This is a genomic window from Paenibacillus albidus (genome assembly GCF_014644435.1).
Lineage (GTDB): Bacteria > Bacillota > Bacilli > Paenibacillales > Paenibacillaceae > Paenibacillus_AQ > Paenibacillus_AQ albidus.
This window is the reverse complement of sequence record NZ_BMKR01000008.1, coordinates 130923-147207: the sequence shown is the minus strand read 5'-3', so window position 1 is coordinate 147207 and position 16285 is coordinate 130923. Positions and strand designations below refer to the sequence as shown.

Below are 16285 nucleotides of genomic sequence, written 5' to 3'. Positions count from 1 at the left end.
TTGGAAGCCTGAAATGGAAGCCAAACCGGAAGGCAGTATATGGAGCGACGACCAGTGGCGCGCCATTGCCGAGAGCGGTGATGATATCCTTGTGGCGGCGGCGGCAGGTTCGGGGAAGACGGCCGTGCTGGTCGAACGGATTATACGCAAAATCAGCCGTGAGGAAAGCGGATTTAGTGTAGACCGTCTGCTGGTGGCTACCTTCACCAAGGCCGCCGCCGCCGAGATGCGGCAGCGGATTCGCGAAGCACTGGACCGGGCGCTGGAAGAGGATGGGGACAATGACCATCTGCGCCGCCAGCTGGCTCTGCTCGGCAGAGCCTCTATAACAACCTTGCATTCCTTCTGTCTTGAAGTGATCCGCAGGTACTATCAGATGATTCCTATTGATCCTGGTTTTCGGATTCTTAATGAGCATGAGGCTGAGATGATGCGGCAGGAGATTCTCGAAGAGCTGCTGGAAGAAAAGTATGGAGAAGCCGGTGACGACGGAGAAGACAGTGTTTTTGTAAGGTTAGCAGACTGGTTCAGCGGAGAGCGCAGTGATGATGCGGTGCATGCTCTTATCCAGCGTCTGCATGATTTTTCACGCAGTCATCCCTGGCCTTCGCAGTGGCTGCGTGATACGGCTGCCGACTTTTCGCTGCCTGACACAGAGAGCCTGGAACGCACACCGTGGGTACAGAGCATTCTGGGCGAAGCGAAGCTTACGCTGGATGGCGCCATCAGCCAATTGCTGCAAGGCCGGGAGATCGCCCAGCAACCGGGGGGGCCGGCTCCTTATGCAGAGAATATGACGGCCGATTTAGTGATGGTTGAAGGATTGCGGGAGGCCGTAGCGGAGCGTCCCTGGTCTGAGCTTTACGAGGCGTTTCGGGAAATATCGTTTGGCAAGCTGAAGCCGTGCAAGAAGGATGCTACCGATCCGGGACTTCAGGAAAGAGTCAAGGAACTGCGGGAGAACGTCAAAAAAAGCATCTCCGAGCTGCAGAATGCGTTATTTGGCCGTCCGGCGGAAGCTTTTCTGGCTGAACTGCATGAAGCTGCACCGCTGATGCAAGAACTGGCTGAGACAGTCATTGCTTTCGGCGAGCGGTTTAGGGTGGAAAAAGCAGGCCGGGGCCTGGTGGATTTCAGCGATCTGGAGCACTATTGCCTGCAAATCCTGCGTCATCCCGATTCGGAGGCGGGCCATTCCGAGCCTTCGGATGCAGCGATGGAATACCGTGCCCAATTCGATGAAGTGTTGCTGGACGAGTATCAGGATACGAACAGTGTTCAGGAAGAGATTGTTCGCCTGATTGCCCGCGAGGCGCCGGGCAATCGGTTCATGGTTGGCGATATGAAACAGAGTATCTATCGGTTCCGTCTGGCTGAGCCAGGATTGTTCCTGGATAAATACCGGAGCTTCGGCAAAAGCGCTGCCGAAGAAATAACTTCTGATCTGCCGCCCGCAGAACCGCGTGGCGGATCGGTCATCGACCTGGCAAGGAATTTCCGCAGCCGCCGGGAAGTGGTGAATGCCGTCAATATGGTATTTCGCCAACTCATGAACGAGACGGTAGCGGAGATCAGCTATGACGAACGTGCCGAGCTGGTATACGGGGCCCATTTTCCGGGAGCGGAGGATAAGGGGCCGGACACTGCTTTTGCGCCTGAACTGCTGCTGATCGACCGCGGCAAACCTTCCGGACGGATCGAGGAAGCGGCAGAAGACGGGGAAGCACCTGCGCCTGAGAATGATATCATCGAGAGCGAGACAGCGCAGCTAGAGGCCCGGGCCATAGCCCGGCGCATTTCACAGATGACCGGAATGTCCGGCGGATCGCCGCTTTTGATCTATGATAAAGCGCTCAAAATCATGCGCCCGGTGGTGTATGGGGATATTGTCATTTTGCTGCGTTCCGCCAGAATATGGACTCCGCAGATTATTGAGGAGCTTCGGTTGGAAGGGATTCCGGCTTACGGGGATCAGAATAAAGGATATTTTCAAGCTACGGAGGTAGAGATTGCCTTGTCCCTGCTCAAAGTAGTAGACAATCCCCAGCAGGATATTGCGCTTGCGGGTGTACTCCGTTCACCTGTAGTGGGATTGAGCGAGGAAGAACTGGCCACGGTGCGTCTGTGCAGCCCTGGTTCTTTCTATCAAGCCGTGCAGGCGGCATTGGATCCGGCTGCTTATGCCTCAGGTGCAGAAGTTGCATCAGCCTTGGAAGCAACAGCCGAAGCGGCTGCCGCGAGTGAAGAAGGGATCTATGCTTCTTCGGAGATATGGACGGATACCGTCAATGATTTGGTTGGGGTTCAGACAACTGCACCGGTAATACGGCCCGAGCTGTACGGCAAGCTCAAGTCTTTTATGGACCGGCTGGAGAGCTGGAGAGATGCTGCCCGTGAAGGCAGCCTCAGCAGCTTAATCTGGCGGATCTATGGAGAGAGCGGCTATCTGGACTGGGTGGGCGGACTCCCGGGTGGATCGCAGCGCCAGAACAATCTGAAGGCCCTCTATGACCGGGCGGTTCAATACGAGAATGACACTTCTGCACGCGGTTTGTTCCGCTTCCTGGTCTTTATATCCCGTCTTAGAGAGAATGGCGGCGATCTTGGTGTCGCGGGAGGAAGCGGCGAAGAAGGCAATGGCGTGCGCATTATGACGATCCACAAGTCCAAGGGACTGGAGTTCCCGGTAGTATTCCTGGCAGGCATGTCCAAAATGTTCAACCGCCAGGATCTTCATTCTCCCTTCCTGATGCACAAAGAACTGGGATTCGGTCCGCGGTTTGTTGAGCGGGATACCCGGGTCAGCTATCCGACCCTGCCCTTTCTCGCCATTAACCGCCGCTCGCGGCTGGAACTGCTGGCAGAGGAAATGCGGGTATTGTATGTAGGCTTGACCCGTCCGCGCGACAAGATGATTCTCGTGGGAACGGTAAGGGATTTGCCGCGCAAAATTGCCGGATGGGCTGCTCTGCAGGGCAGGGAGGAGCTGCTGCTCCCGGATCATCTGCTGGCGCGTGGGCGCAGTTATTTAGACTGGGTAGGCCCGGCGCTGATTCGGCATCCCGCTGCTGCGATCCTGCGAAAGCTGGCAGATTCGGAAGGAGCCGTATCTACGGTATTGCACAGCGACGTCTCCAATTGGAGTATCCATGCCCTGGATGCTGCGGAACTGGGTTCCGGTAACCTTCTCGCCAATTCCGGCCAAACAGAACAGGATGAAAGACGCCATGCTGTACTTGAAGCGTTGCAGCATGGTAAACCTGCCCCGTTGCTTGAGACGGAATATCAATCCTTGGTTAACCACAGGCTGGGGTGGCGTTATCCTCACGCGGAGGCTACCGTAGTTCCGGCCAAAACCTCAGTGACCGAGCTGAAGAATCTGCTCTCCATGCAGGAGCAGCCTTCTTTTGATTTGCTTGAGGGCAGGGAACTTGTCCAGGAAGAGGATAACGCAGTACGTGGCTACTCCGGGGTTCAGCATGCGGCCGGTGCCAGAACCCTACATCTGCGCCGTCCCAAATTTATGGAGAAGCGCAGCTTGACCCCGGCGGAACGCGGAACCGCTTATCATACCGTCATGCAGCATATCCCGCTTGCAGGGACCGTTGACAAGGCAGTAATTGAAGAGACATTGGCCCGCCTGGTCCGGCTTGCGATTCTGACCAACGAGCAGGCTGAGGCGGTTGTGCCGGAACAGGTGGAGGCTTTTTATAGAAATGAACTGGGCCAAAGATTGCTGAAGGCATCCTGGAAGAGACGGGAAATGCCGTTCAGTTACATGGTCCCGGCAGTGGAAGCCTACCGTGGCCTTGGCCGGCTGGCAGCAGCGGCAACTCAATTATCTTCCATATCCGGCACGAACCGGTCTGTTCTGATCCAAGGGGTTATCGATGGTCTGTTCCGGGAAGAGGGACGGCTGGTTCTGCTGGATTACAAGACCGATTCGGTTCTGGAACATGAGGGCGGCCTTGCGGCACTCAGGGAGAAATACCGTTTTCAGCTGGAGTTATACAGTAAAGCACTGCATGATATTTTGGGAGAACCAGTCCAGGAGATTTGGTTATACTTTTTTGACGGCGGTCACGCAGTGAAACTATGATTCATTAAAAAATAATTTGATTCTATTAATAAGCCTGGCGCAGTTCCGCGGCAAATCTATCGCGGAAAAATGCGCCCAGGCAGGGAAGAGGCGGAAGATGCGGATATTGCATACGGGCGACTGGCATTTGGGCCGTACGCTGGAAGGAAGAAGCCGGCAACGGGAGCAGGAGCAGTTCATGGATGAATTGGTTGAGATTGCCGATGAACAGCAGGTGGATCTGATATTAATGGCAGGAGATGTGTATGATTCCGTCAATCCTCCAGCGGCCGCAGAGCAGCTGTTCTACGATGCGGCGGCCAGACTAACCGCCGGAGGGCGGCCGCTGGTCGTGATTGCAGGCAACCATGACCAGCCGGAGCGCGTATCGTCCGTATCTCCGCTTGTCCGGAGACAAGGTATTACCTTAGTGGGGCTTCCTACTTCGGAGCCGGTGACTGTGCAAGCAATGCGTACCGGAGAGATTGCCAAGATAGCGGCACTCCCGTATCCTTCCGAAGCACGCCTCGGGGAACTGCTCGCCAGCGACAGCGGTGAGGACGAGCTGCGGCTTGCATACAGTGCCCGCGTAGGCAAGCTGATGCAGCTGCTGGGCCGGGAGTTTACGCCCCGGACGGTGAATCTGGCCATGAGCCACATTTATGTGCTGGGCGGTGTGGAATGTGATTCGGAACGGCCAATTCAAGTAGGCGGGGCCTATACGGTAGACCCGTCATCACTGTTTTGCGGAGCGCAGTATACGGCCCTAGGACACCTTCACCGCTCCCAGCGGGTTAAAGGGGACGGTATGATCCGTTACAGCGGTTCGCCTCTGGCGTACAGTTTTTCAGAAGCGGGCCAGGCCAAATCGGTGGCGATCATCGATGTTGTTCCCGGAGGAGAGCCTGTCTTTGAAGAGGTCTATCTTCGCTGCGGCCGTCCGCTGGTAAAGTGGAACTCTGCCGGAGGCTTGCAGGAAGTCTATCAGTGGCTGGATGAGGGGCGGGATGCTTCCGCTTTTATAGATCTTGAAATCCGTCTCAGTGAAGCGATGTCCATGAATGATATTCAGCGGCTGCGCAAATCAAGGGAAGGAATCATCCATATCCGGCCCATCTATCCGCAAATGGAGCAGGAGCTGGAACAGCTGTCGCGCTCCCGCATGCCCGTTCAGGATTTGTTCCGCAAATTCTATCAGCGCCAGACCGGCGGAGCAGAGCCGGAGGACAGCCTGATTGAGCTGTTCCTGGAACTGGCGGAAGAAGAACGGCAGCAGCCGGAGGAAGGGGAGGAGAACTAGAGTGAAGCCGATTCTATTAAAAGTGGCTGGATTGCAGAGCTACCGGGAGCAGCAGGAAATCGATTTTGAGAGTCTGACAGAGACGGGACTGTTCGGGATCTTCGGGCCGACGGGCAGCGGGAAGTCAAGCCTGCTGGATGCGATTACCCTGGCGATGTACGGGAAAGTGGAACGTGCGGCCAACGGCACCCAGGGAATCATGAACCATTCCGAGGATGCGCTCAGTGTGGCCTTTACGTTCGAGCTGACTTCCTCTGCGGGTCCCCGGCGCTACCGGGTGGAACGCAAATTCAAACGTACCGGGGAGCAGTCCGTCAGCAATACGATCAGCCGGTTCATTGAACTGACAGCGGACGGGGATCATGTCATGGCCGACAAGCTTGCGGATGTGACGCGTTGTGTCGAGGAACATATCGGCCTCAAAATGGATGATTTCACCCGGGCCGTTGTGCTGCCGCAGGGCAAATTCGCAGAATTTCTTTCGCTGCGGGGTGTGGACCGCAGGCAGATGCTGCAGCGGCTTTTTCATTTGGAGCAATACGGCGATTTGCTGGCGCAGAAGCTCAGCCGCCGCGTCAAGGAGAATGAATCGGCACTACGTGCGCTGGAGGCGGAGCAGCAGGGCCTCGGCCAAGCCGGCAAGCAGGATGTGGAGGCCGCTGCTGAACGTCTTCAGCAGGCGGTGGCTCATGCGGAGGAATGCCGCAAGAAGCTTGCGGAGGCGATCCGGGTTTCGGAGCGTTTCGCCAAAATCCGCGAGCTTCAGGAGGAGCGTTCCCGCCGCGAACTGCAGCGGCAGGGGCTGCTGGCCCGCGAGGAGGAGATTCTCCTGCTCGAGGGTAAGCTCGGCAAAGCTGACGAAGCCGAGAAAAGACTGCCTGCGCTAAAGGCATGGCGCAGTGCGGAGGAGCTTTTCAGGAGCCGTCTGGCCCGGGCAGAGGGCCAGGAGGTCCAGGCAGCCGCTGCCGAGCAGGAGGCCGCGCGCTGCGAAGCGGCCGAGGCTGCGGCACAGGCCGCACTTGCGGCGGAAGAGCCGGCCCTCCGCCAGGAGGAGGGCCTCTTCCGCCGTGCGCTCGAGCTGGAAGCCGAGCGTGACGGGCTGCGCCGCGAGCTCGCCGCTCTGCGCGAGCGCCGCGAGGATGCCTCCCGCAAGCTTGCTGCGCTGCGGGAGAACATGGCCCGGGAGCGGGAGCTTTTGGCCAAAGGCCAAAAGCGGCAGCAAGAGCTGCAGCAGAGCTTGCAGCCGCTCGAGGTCCGCTCCCAGGAGCGGCAGTCTCTGCAGGAAGCGATGCAGAGACTGCAAGGGCTGCTCTCCGCCGAAGCCCAGTGGGCTCAGGCGGAGAAGGAACGCCGCGAGCGGGCGGAGCTGCTCACGGCAGCCGAGCGCAGGCTCGCGGCGGCCGAAGCCCGGCGCCGCGAGCAGGAGGGCACGCGCGCGGAGCGGGTCCGTACGGCAGCACTGCACGCCGAGCAGCTGCTGGCGGCAGAGACGGCCGCGGCAGAGGCGGCGGTGCGCCTGGAGCAGCACGGCGGCGAGCTGGAGGCCGCGCTCAAGGACCGCGAGATTCACCGGTTGTCGCTGTCGCTGGCCCGTGAACTCGCCGAAGGGCTGCCGTGCCCGGTCTGCGGCAGCCAGGACCATCCTGCCCCGGCGCTGGGCGCGGGCGGTGAAGCGCCGGATGTGCAGGAGAATCAGCTCCAGCACATCCGGGCCCTGTCAAGGCGCGCACTGGAAGCGCGCCATCTGTTCCGCAGCCTCCGGGAGCAGGATCAGACCTGGCTGGAGCAGGTGTATGGCGATGGAGCCCTGCCCCTGCCGAATGATCCTGCTGCGGCTGCGGTGGAGGAGGAAGCAGAAGCCGGGTTGACTGCCGCCAAGGCTTCCTCCTCCACAGAGAACCTTCCGGACGAAGCTGCTTTGTCCGGATTGGAACAGCTCTTCACTGAACTGAAGAACCGTTCAGGTGAACTTCGCCGCCAGGCTGCGGAATGGCAGCGTTCATTTCAGGAGGGAACGCAGCTCTGTCACAAAGAGGCGGCAGCAGTTGAAGCGGAACGGGGCTGGATGGAGGGTATCACCCTCAAGGCAGAAGAGCTGGGCAACGAGTTGTCTGCTCTGCGCCGGACTTGGGGGGACCAATTTCCAGAACTGGCTCCGCATGAGGTGGAGGCTGCTTACCGCCAGCTGCTGAGCAAGGATGAGCAGGCTGAGGAAATCCGCAACCGCCTGGAGATCAGCGTCAAGTTCCTGGATGACAAGAATGCTGCTGTGCAGAGCTTGCAGGAGGAAACTTCAGTTCTCGATAAAGAATTGGCCCAGTGGGATGTCCAGCTGGAGGGTAAAGAAGAGCTGCAAGGCGAGAAAGAACGCCGTCTGATGGAGTGGACAGGCGGCAGGCCCGCTGCTCCTCTGCTGGCCGAATGCGAACGCCGGCTGCAGGAACTGCTGGCGGCTGCCGAAGCTTCCAGAAAAGCGCTTCGCGCCGCTGCCGATAAGGCTCAGCGGGAGAGCAAGGAAGCGGCAATTGCCCGTCAGGCTGCCGAATCGGCCAGTGAGCATTTAACAGCGGCCACTGCTCAATGGGAGGATAACCTGGCCTCCTCCCCCTTTGCGTCGGCTGCCGAAGTGGAGGCAGCGGCACTTGTTCCGCATGAGCGGGATCAAGCTGTCGTCCAGGTACGCAGCCACCGCGAAGAAGAGGCCAAGGTTCACATGCAACTGCGGCACATCGAAGAGCAGCTGGACGGGGCCAGCCTGAGTCCCGAGGAATGGCAGGACAGCCAGGAGACGCTGCGCAAATGCAAGGAAGACGACGAAATGTCTCTCCAGAACCGGGCCCGCGGAGAACGTGATTTGGAAGACCTGCGGCAGCGCCATATTCGCTGGATGGAGCTGGAGGAGAAACGGCTCGGGCATGAGTTGCTTCAGGACCGCTTGTCCAAGCTTCAGGCCGTTCTGCGGGGAAATGCTTTTGTGGAGTACATTGCCGAGGAGCAGCTGATGCAGGTATGCCAGGCCGCCTCACAGCGCCTGCGTTTCTTAAGCAAACAGCGTTATGCGCTGGAGGTGGATTCGGGAGGGGGCTTTGTCATTCGGGATGACGGAAACGGTGGAGTCCGCCGTCCGGTCTCTACCTTGTCGGGGGGAGAAACCTTCCTTACTTCCTTATCGCTGGCACTTGCATTGTCTGCGCAGATCCAGCTGCGCGGGCAATATCCGCTGCAATTTTTCTTTCTGGATGAGGGCTTTGGGACGCTGGACCCGGATTTGCTTGATACAGTGATCACTTCCCTGGAGAGATTGCATAACGACCAGCTGTCCGTCGGCATTATCAGCCACGTTCCGGAGCTGCGTGCGCGCCTGCCGCGCAAGCTGGTTGTGGTGCCCGCAGAACAGGGCGGCGGGGGTTCGCGGATCTTATTGGAAAAAATGTGATGTCTGGAATTAATGTGATGTGAGTCACAGATACAGCATCAACCCCTTGTTATAATACAGCTAAGCCGACATTACTTTTAGAAACACCTCGGCGGACGTATGACCGGGATTTGTTCCTTTTCATACGTCCGCCGCCGATCCAGCTTTTTAAGCTGTGAAGGGTGTTTCTTTTTTTTGCGTTTTTTTGGGGTGAATACATTTCATTGGGTGTGCTTTTGTTATCCAGGATAATCCTGTATAATACAAGGTACATGTACTATAATTTGCTGCGAGGTATTACTTCCGGGTTTCTGAAACCGAAGTTATAGAACAGCCGGTTCAGAAGTGCTGGCTGACCATTTTTAGGAGGACGCGCCCAAATGGAGACAGTGTTCAGTAAAATCATCGAGGGAACGATTCCCTCCAAAAAAGTCTTCGAAAACGAGCGGATTCTTGCTTTTTACGACATTGAGCCTGCCGCTCCTGTGCATGTGCTGATTATTCCGAAGAAGTTCATCGCTTCGATGAATGATGTAACCCCTGAGGACCTTCCTTTGATTGCCGAGATTCATAGTGTAGCGCAGCAGATTGCCGCCGAGCTTGGAATTGCGGATTCGGGATACCGGCTGATCAATAATTGCGGACCGGATAGCGGTCAAGCCGTGCCCCATCTTCATTATCATTTGCTCGGAGGAGCCAAATTGGGTGCTCTCACCGGGAATTCAGCCTCTCACGCCTAACTAGGGAAATTAAACTTTGAAAGACCTGCCGAAAAAAGAGTAACACGAAGGTTGACACCTTATTTCTGTTTGACCTATAATGAAATTTGATGAACCGTGTTGTTATGCTCTTGGACGGTCTGGTCGGAGGGAGGGAAAACTGGTGTCTGAAACGAAAGTTCGCAAAAACGAGACAATTGATGCTGCACTTCGTCGCTTTAAACGTTCCATTGCTAAAGATGGTGTCTTGGCTGAGGTGAAGAAACGCAAGCATTATGAGAAGCCAAGTGTAAAGCGCAAGAAGAAGTCTGAGGCTGCGCGCAAGAGAAAGTTTTAGGAGGATTACCTACGCATGAATCTTAGCGAACGATTGAACGAAGATATGAAGCAAGCGATGAAGAGTAAGGACAAGTTCAGACTCTCCACCATTCGAATGGTTCGTTCTACGATAAAGTATCTTGAAATAGATTTGAAGAGAACATTAGACGACAACGAAGTGCTTGATATCCTTAGTCGTGAAATCAAACAGCGCAAAGATGCCCTCCAAGAATTTGAATCAGCGGGTCGCGACGAGCTTGCCGCGAGTACGAAGGCAGAAATCGAGATTATCATTAAATATCTTCCTGAACAGCTTTCCGAAGAAGAAATTAAAGTAATTGTACAGCAGACCATCCAGGAAACCGGTGCTTCTTCGAAAAGTGAAATGGGTAAGGTGATGAGCGCACTGATGCCGAAGGTCAAAGGTCGCGCCGATGGTAAACTTGTGAACCAAGCGGTTCTGCAATTTCTGCAATAATATAACACCAGCACCCCTTGTATAAGGGGTGTTTTTCTTTGCAATGAAACGCAATAGCGGCCGCTCTCGTACTAAGGAGCATGAGATTGGGTACATTGTAGAAAGGAGGAGGAGTAAACTTGAGAGGATTTCGAAGATTGGCGTTGGCTGGCATGGCCCTTATTCTGCTGCTGTTGTTTGTTCCGCTTACGTTGAATACATATGCCGATGGGGCAGCTCCGGGAGCTTCCGGCGCAGCATCCACAGTTGAGAGCCATCAGGGACCGGTGTTTATCATTCCGGTTGATCACGAAATCGAAAGAGGGCTGCAACGCTTCCTGGAACGGGGCTTCGAGGAAGCTGCGAATTATGGAGCTGTCCTGATTGTGCTTGAGATTGATACCCCGGGCGGTTTGGTGGGCGCGGCGGAGCAGATTGGGACAATGGTAAAGGACAGTGAGATTCCGACAGCTGCCTTTATCAAAGGAGATGCGGCATCAGCCGGAAGCTACATCGCCCTGAATGCGGGGAACATTATTATGAAGCCGGGCAGCATGATTGGCTCAGCTTCGCTTGTGGACATGAATGGCCAGCGGGTCGATGATGCCAAGCTGATCTCCTACTGGAAGTCCAAGATGGTCGGAGCTGCAGCTTTGAACGACCGGGACCCGGACATTGCTGCCGGAATGATGGACATTAACCTGGAATTCGATAAGCCGGAGCTCGGTGTCAGCAAGGCGAAAGGCGAGATTATCTCCCTGACCAGTGACGAAGCACTGAAGGCCGGATATGCGGAGCAAATTGCCGAAACACCGGAGGAAGCCATTCAGTGGCTCGGATATTCAACGGACGACATTTTTCGCGTAGAGCATACCGGAGCGGAGAAATTGTCGCAATTTCTGACGAACCCGATTATTATGACGATTTTGCTGTTTATCGGGATCGCAGGTGTCGTGATCGAATTGCTTATACCGGGCTTTGGTGCACCTGGAGTTATTGGCACACTGGCTTTTGCCTTATATTTCTTCGGGAATTATGTGGCTGGCTTCGCGGGTGCTGAGACCTGGCTGCTGTTCATATTAGGTCTGGTTATGCTGGTGCTGGAGCTGTTTGTCCCCAGTTTTGGTATTCTCGGACTGCTCGGGTCGATCAGTCTGGTGGCAGGAGTTGTGCGTGCAGCCTACAGCTACACGAATGCGCTGGCCAGTCTGGGGATTGCTTTTGCCGGGGCGGTCGTAGTGATTGCGGTGGTAGCTATGATCTTCAAGGAACGCGGAATCTGGAACAGGTTTATCCTGAAGGACAGTCTGACCAAGGAACAAGGATTTGTCCCGGTTTCCGAAAAGCTCAGCCTTGTTGGAGGCACCGGAGTCAGCATTACCCCTCTGCGGCCTGCCGGAACGGCCCTGGTGAACGGGGAACGCATTGATGTGGTGACGGAGGGGAGCTTCATCAGCGTCAATGCACCGATCTCTATTGTTAAGGTCGAAGGTGGGCGAATTGTGGTGAAGGAAATATAAAACAATAAGGTAAACTATGGATAGGTTCGAGGAAGAACAAAACAAATAGCGGAGGTTGAAGCGTAATATGGGTGAAGCATCTATGATAACCATTTTACTAATCGCGGTCGTCGTGATTATTGTATTGAGTGTCTTTTTCAGCTTCTTTCCGGTCATGCTGTGGATTTCGGCATGGGCATCCGGTGTAAGAATCAGTATCATTACACTGGTGGCAATGAGATTGCGGCGGGTAACACCAAGCCGGATTGTCAATCCGATGATCAAGGCCACGAAGGCCGGACTTGGGCTTAATATTAACCAGCTGGAAAGCCATTATCTTGCCGGAGGTAACGTGGACCGGGTTGTCAATGCGCTGATTGCCGCCCAGCGGGCCGATATACCGCTGGAATTCACACGTGCTGCGGCTATCGACCTTGCCGGCCGTGATGTCCTGCAGGCCGTGCAAATGAGCGTTAACCCGCGTGTCATTGAGACACCAATTGTAGCGGCAGTGGCCAAGAACGGAATCGAGGTTAAAGTTAAAGCACGGGTTACAGTCCGTGCCAATATCGACCGTCTCGTTGGCGGTGCGGGTGAAGAGACGATTATTGCCCGTGTCGGGGAAGGGATTGTAACAACAGTAGGTTCCAGTAATGCACATAAAGACGTACTGGAGAATCCGGACTCCATCTCCCGGACGGTCTTGTCCAAAGGCCTCGACTCCGGAACGGCATTTGAAATTCTGTCCATCGATATTGCGGATGTGGATGTCGGCAAGAACATTGGCGCCTATCTGCAAACGGAGCAAGCCGAAGCGGATAAGCGTATCGCCCAGGCTAAGGCGGAAGAACGCCGGGCGATGGCGGTTGCGCATGAACAGGAGATGAAAGCGCGGGTTGTTGAAATGAAGGCACTGGTTGTCGAGGCAGAATCCCAGGTACCGCTCGCTATGGCAGAAGCACTGCGTGCCGGTAAAATCGGCGTTATGGATTATATGAATCTCAAGAACATCGAGGCCGACACCCAAATGCGCGGTTCGCTCGGTAAAGTGAATGACCAGGATGACGGCAGCAGTTCCAACCACAACAAATAAGGGGATGTGATGTCCCATGAGCAGCTTGATCTATATTATTGCTGTCATTCTATTCGCCATTGTGACGAATGTGAATAAGGCCAAAAAGAACAAGGATAAAGGCAATCCCCCTAGCGGGATGCCGACCTTTGGCGGTGGCGGTGATCAGCCTTTGCGCCGTAATCTTCGCCGGGTGGGCGGACAGGACAGCGAACGGTCCGGTCTCCCGGCTCCGGCTGCGGATGGCGGTTCAGGACGTACTCCGTTTGAAGAAGGGCGGGATACCGTCAGCCCTCCGGTATGGGCGCAGAGGTCTCCATCACCGGATATGGAAACCGGCGAAGGGGTTTCTTATGAGCATAGGCAAGAAGAAGATGGTGTTGAGGCGCGGATACAGAGCATGAAGGCTGAGGTGGAGCGTGTGAATGCCGCGTTTGACCAAGTGGCTGGAGCAGATCCCGTACTTCTGCATCAAGACCAAGGTAAGCCATCGGGCTCGGCAGGCAGGCGGGCGCTAGCGGGAGACCGCGAGAGCCTGCGCAATGGGCTGATCTGGGCCGAGGTACTGGGTCCGCCCCGTTCACGTCAGTCCCATTTTAGCCGGAGGCAGGGCTGAGCTGAAGCATTATTTTTACAAACGGAAACAAGCCGTGACGCAAACAGAAAGCAGCGATTCTCTTATATTCCAGAGAATCGCTTTTTTGCATTTTGAATCAGTGTTTTTGCCGAAGAGAGGACGAGTTAAGGGGAGTTTCCCTATTAAAACTGTCCTTTTTTATCATTTGGAGAACATTAGTTAGAGATTTTTGGTCGCCCTGGTCTTGGATTTTCCCCCTCAGGATCCATTTGATGGCGCGTGGGACAGCTCCTTTCTGTTTTGCCTCAGCCTGATATGGGTTTTTCTCATAAAAAAAAGCGTTGCCGCATAAGGTGTACAGAAGGCAGGAAGGGGGAACGTCTACTTATGACCCGTATCGGCCGCAGGCTGCGGGGATGGACAAACGGGGTGTTGGATCTTCCGCAGGATTTGCTGCAGGAAATGCCCCGGATCACCCTGATCGGCAATAAGGAGCTGTATATCGAGAATCATCGCGGCGTACTGCATTTTTCCTCCGGGACGCTTACGCTTGCATTAGCCAAGGGGTCGCTGGTAATCACAGGCCGGGAGCTTGTGATCCGCAATATACTCGGCCAGGAATTGGCGGTAGAAGGCATTATCGGGGAGATCAGATATATAGAAAGCGAGGAGAGATCATGAAGGAACCGCCTCTGTCATCACTGCGGGGGTTCGTTACACTGCACGTGACGGGACCGCAGGTGGAACAATTCATTAATGCTGTGACCGGAGCAGGCATTGTCATCTGGGACGTAAAGCCTGCCGGGAACGGCGCTACCCTGAAGCTGCTGCTGGATGACTTTTATGCTCTCCGGCCGCTCCTGAAGCAGACAGGCTGCCGCATGCGCGTCATCGGGCGGAACGGCCTGCCTTTCACAGCGGCAAGGTTATGGAAGCGGAAGTTTTTTGCCATAGGACTGCTGTTGTTTGGCGTTGCTCTCGTCCTCCTATCCTCCATGGTCTGGAGCATCAAAGTGGAAGGGAATGAACGCATCGCCTCCGAGGATATCTTATCGGCAGCACGGCAGGAGGGGGTCTATCCGTATCAGTGGATTTGGCGTCTAAAAGAGCCGGACGAGCTTACGAAGGAGCTGGCTGTACGCCTGCCCGGAATTTCATGGATTGGCCTGCAGCGGACAGGGACGAGCATTACGATCCAGGTAGTGGAGGCTGCACAGCCTGAAGTGAAGCCGCTTCACAGCCAGCGTCATTTGGTTAGCCGGACCGATGCGGTGGTGTCTGAAATATATGCAGAGCAAGGGCGTCCGCTGGTTGCCCGCCATTCGCGGGTCAAAAAAGGCGATATTCTGATCTCCGGCATCCTGGGCGATGAAGAGAATTCGCAGGAGGTTGTAGCGAAAGGCGAGGTCAGAGGGCTGGTCTGGCATGAATATAACGTAGAGGTTCCGTTAACGACAACGAACCGTTCCTATACCGGTGAACGCAAGGACCGCACGTACCTGGTGCTGGGCAAATGGGCTATCCAGCTGTGGGGCTACGGGGATGCGGGGTTTGTGCAATCACGGACACTTACGGAGAATGATCCTTTAACTTGGCGTTCTATTGTCCTGCCGCTGGGCTGGATGATCGAAAAAGAGATGGAGGTCAGTGAAACTGTAGGCACATTGTCTGCAGAGGGGGCGCGGGAGGAAGGTTTGGCGCGGGCAAAAAAGGATATTTGGGCCCGTTATGGCGTTGACAGCGTCATCAAAAGTCAAAAAATTTTGCATGAGAAGAAAGAGAATGGTAAAGTTTATATGAAAGTGCTGTTTGAAGTGGAAGAACAAATCGCGGAAGAACTTCCGATAGTAAACAACCAAGGAGAATGAGGCTACTTGTCAGAACAGACTGCAAGCATTCGTATATCATTACAAAATGCGGGAGAGGCGCAATCCCTCTTTGGCCCGCAGGATGGTTTTCTGAAGATTATTGAGAGTGAGATTCCGGCTGTAATCGATTCGCGCGAAGCGGAATTTACGGTGCGTGGCTCTGAACGTGAAGTAGACATGCTGGGGCAGCTCTTTGGTGTGCTGCTGTCCCTGATCCGGAGCGGCTACATACTCAGCGAGCGGGATGTGCAGTATGCTGTGGAACTGGCGAAGGATTTCCGCGCCGACCAGCTGCTGGACCTGTTCAAGGGGGAAATTACAACAACGTTCCGCGGACGCCCTATCCGTGTCAAAACCATTGGCCAGAAGCATTATGTGACCACGATTAAGAAACGTGATATTGTGTTCGGTATCGGACCGGCGGGAACCGGCAAAACGTATCTCGCTGTTGTGCTTGCCGTGGTAGCGCTGAAGGAAGGGTCCGTCAAGCGGATTGTTTTAACGCGGCCGGCAGTGGAAGCAGGAGAGAGCCTGGGGTTCCTTCCCGGCGATTTGCAGGAAAAGGTAGATCCATACCTCCGTCCGCTCTACGACGCGTTATATGACGTTATGGGGCCCGATCAGGTCGCCAAGGCGCTGGAACGCGGCTTGATAGAGATTGCGCCGCTCGCTTATATGCGCGGACGTACGCTGGATGATTCTTTTATTATTCTGGATGAAGCGCAGAATACAACACCCGAACAGATGAAAATGTTCCTGACCCGGCTAGGTTTCGGGTCCAAGATGGTCATTACGGGTGACGTGACCCAGATCGACCTGCCACGCGGAAAGAAATCAGGCTTGATAGAAGCCAAAGCAATTTTATCCGGCATCGAAGAGCTTGGCTTTGTCTATTTTGCAGAACAGGATGTAGTACGGCATTCCCTGGTGCAGAAAATAATCGTTGCCTATGACCGCTCTGCCGAAAACCTCGAATAAAGGG

The 16285-nt window shown here is 55.3% G+C and carries 12 protein-coding genes; all 12 read left to right on the top strand.

All coding sequences use genetic code 11. The annotated features are described in order from the left end of the window. Positions 1–13 precede the first annotated feature (13 nt). The 12 genes from addA (at position 14) to IEY53_RS11830 (ending at position 16281) form a co-directional block, all read left to right on the top strand. On the top strand, positions 14–4099 hold the full coding sequence (gene addA, locus IEY53_RS11885; RefSeq protein ID WP_189025275.1) for a helicase-exonuclease AddAB subunit AddA: 4086 nt from the start codon (positions 14–16) through the stop codon (positions 4097–4099). 97 nt (positions 4100–4196) lie between these two features. Next, positions 4197–5378, top strand: coding sequence for an exonuclease SbcCD subunit D (locus IEY53_RS11880; RefSeq protein WP_189025113.1), 1182 nt, complete (start codon positions 4197–4199; stop codon positions 5376–5378). 1 nt (position 5379) lies between these two features. After that, positions 5380–8814, top strand: coding sequence for an AAA family ATPase (locus IEY53_RS11875; RefSeq protein WP_189025111.1), 3435 nt, complete (start codon positions 5380–5382; stop codon positions 8812–8814). 359 nt (positions 8815–9173) lie between these two features. Further along, positions 9174–9533, top strand: a complete 360-nt coding sequence (locus IEY53_RS11870; protein WP_189025109.1) for a histidine triad nucleotide-binding protein — start codon at positions 9174–9176, stop codon at positions 9531–9533. A gap of 142 nt (positions 9534–9675) precedes the next feature. After that, entirely contained in the window at positions 9676–9849 is a 174-nt protein-coding gene (gene rpsU, locus IEY53_RS11865; RefSeq protein ID WP_005547957.1) for a 30S ribosomal protein S21, read from the top strand. Positions 9850–9864: 15 nt separating this feature from the next. Further along, positions 9865–10308: a GatB/YqeY domain-containing protein gene (locus IEY53_RS11860; RefSeq protein ID WP_076109093.1), complete on the top strand. Its 444-nt coding sequence runs from the start codon at positions 9865–9867 to the stop codon at positions 10306–10308. 152 nt (positions 10309–10460) lie between these two features. Next, positions 10461–11807 (top strand): NfeD family protein, encoded by a 1347-nt coding sequence (locus IEY53_RS11855; protein ID WP_189025274.1) that lies wholly within the window; start codon positions 10461–10463, stop codon positions 11805–11807. 67 nt (positions 11808–11874) lie between these two features. Beyond that, positions 11875–12879, top strand: coding sequence for a flotillin-like protein FloA (gene floA, locus IEY53_RS11850; protein ID WP_189025107.1), 1005 nt, complete (start codon positions 11875–11877; stop codon positions 12877–12879). A 16-nt stretch (positions 12880–12895) separates the two neighbouring features. Further along, on the top strand, positions 12896–13474 hold the full coding sequence (locus IEY53_RS11845; protein WP_189025105.1) for a hypothetical protein: 579 nt from the start codon (positions 12896–12898) through the stop codon (positions 13472–13474). Positions 13475–13822: 348 nt separating this feature from the next. Next, positions 13823–14116, top strand: a complete 294-nt coding sequence (gene yqfC / locus IEY53_RS11840) for a sporulation protein YqfC (RefSeq protein WP_189025103.1) — start codon at positions 13823–13825, stop codon at positions 14114–14116. Continuing rightward, positions 14113–15303 carry a sporulation protein YqfD gene (gene yqfD / locus IEY53_RS11835; protein ID WP_189025101.1) on the top strand — a complete coding sequence of 397 codons (1191 nt, stop codon included), beginning with the start codon at positions 14113–14115 and terminating at the stop codon, positions 15301–15303. The genes yqfC and yqfD overlap by 4 nt, the downstream gene beginning before the upstream one ends. 6 nt (positions 15304–15309) lie before the next feature. Beyond that, positions 15310–16281, top strand: coding sequence for a PhoH family protein (locus tag IEY53_RS11830; RefSeq protein ID WP_189025099.1), 972 nt, complete (start codon positions 15310–15312; stop codon positions 16279–16281). Positions 16282–16285 lie beyond the last annotated feature (4 nt).

Excerpts from the sequence above, each read along its gene's own strand:
- addA (WP_189025275.1), top strand. The coding sequence starts at position 14 with ATGGAAGCCAAACCGGAAGGCAGTATATGGAGCGACGACCAGTGGCGC.
- IEY53_RS11880 (WP_189025113.1), top strand. The coding sequence starts at position 4,197 with ATGCGGATATTGCATACGGGCGACTGGCATTTGGGCCGTACGCTGGAA.
- IEY53_RS11870 (WP_189025109.1), top strand. The coding sequence starts at position 9,174 with ATGGAGACAGTGTTCAGTAAAATCATCGAGGGAACGATTCCCTCCAAA.
- IEY53_RS11860 (WP_076109093.1), top strand. The coding sequence starts at position 9,865 with ATGAATCTTAGCGAACGATTGAACGAAGATATGAAGCAAGCGATGAAG.
- IEY53_RS11855 (WP_189025274.1), top strand. The coding sequence starts at position 10,461 with ATGGCCCTTATTCTGCTGCTGTTGTTTGTTCCGCTTACGTTGAATACA.
- floA (WP_189025107.1), top strand. The coding sequence starts at position 11,875 with ATGGGTGAAGCATCTATGATAACCATTTTACTAATCGCGGTCGTCGTG.
- IEY53_RS11845 (WP_189025105.1), top strand. The coding sequence starts at position 12,896 with ATGAGCAGCTTGATCTATATTATTGCTGTCATTCTATTCGCCATTGTG.
- yqfC (WP_189025103.1), top strand. The coding sequence starts at position 13,823 with ATGACCCGTATCGGCCGCAGGCTGCGGGGATGGACAAACGGGGTGTTG.
- yqfD (WP_189025101.1), top strand. The coding sequence starts at position 14,113 with ATGAAGGAACCGCCTCTGTCATCACTGCGGGGGTTCGTTACACTGCAC.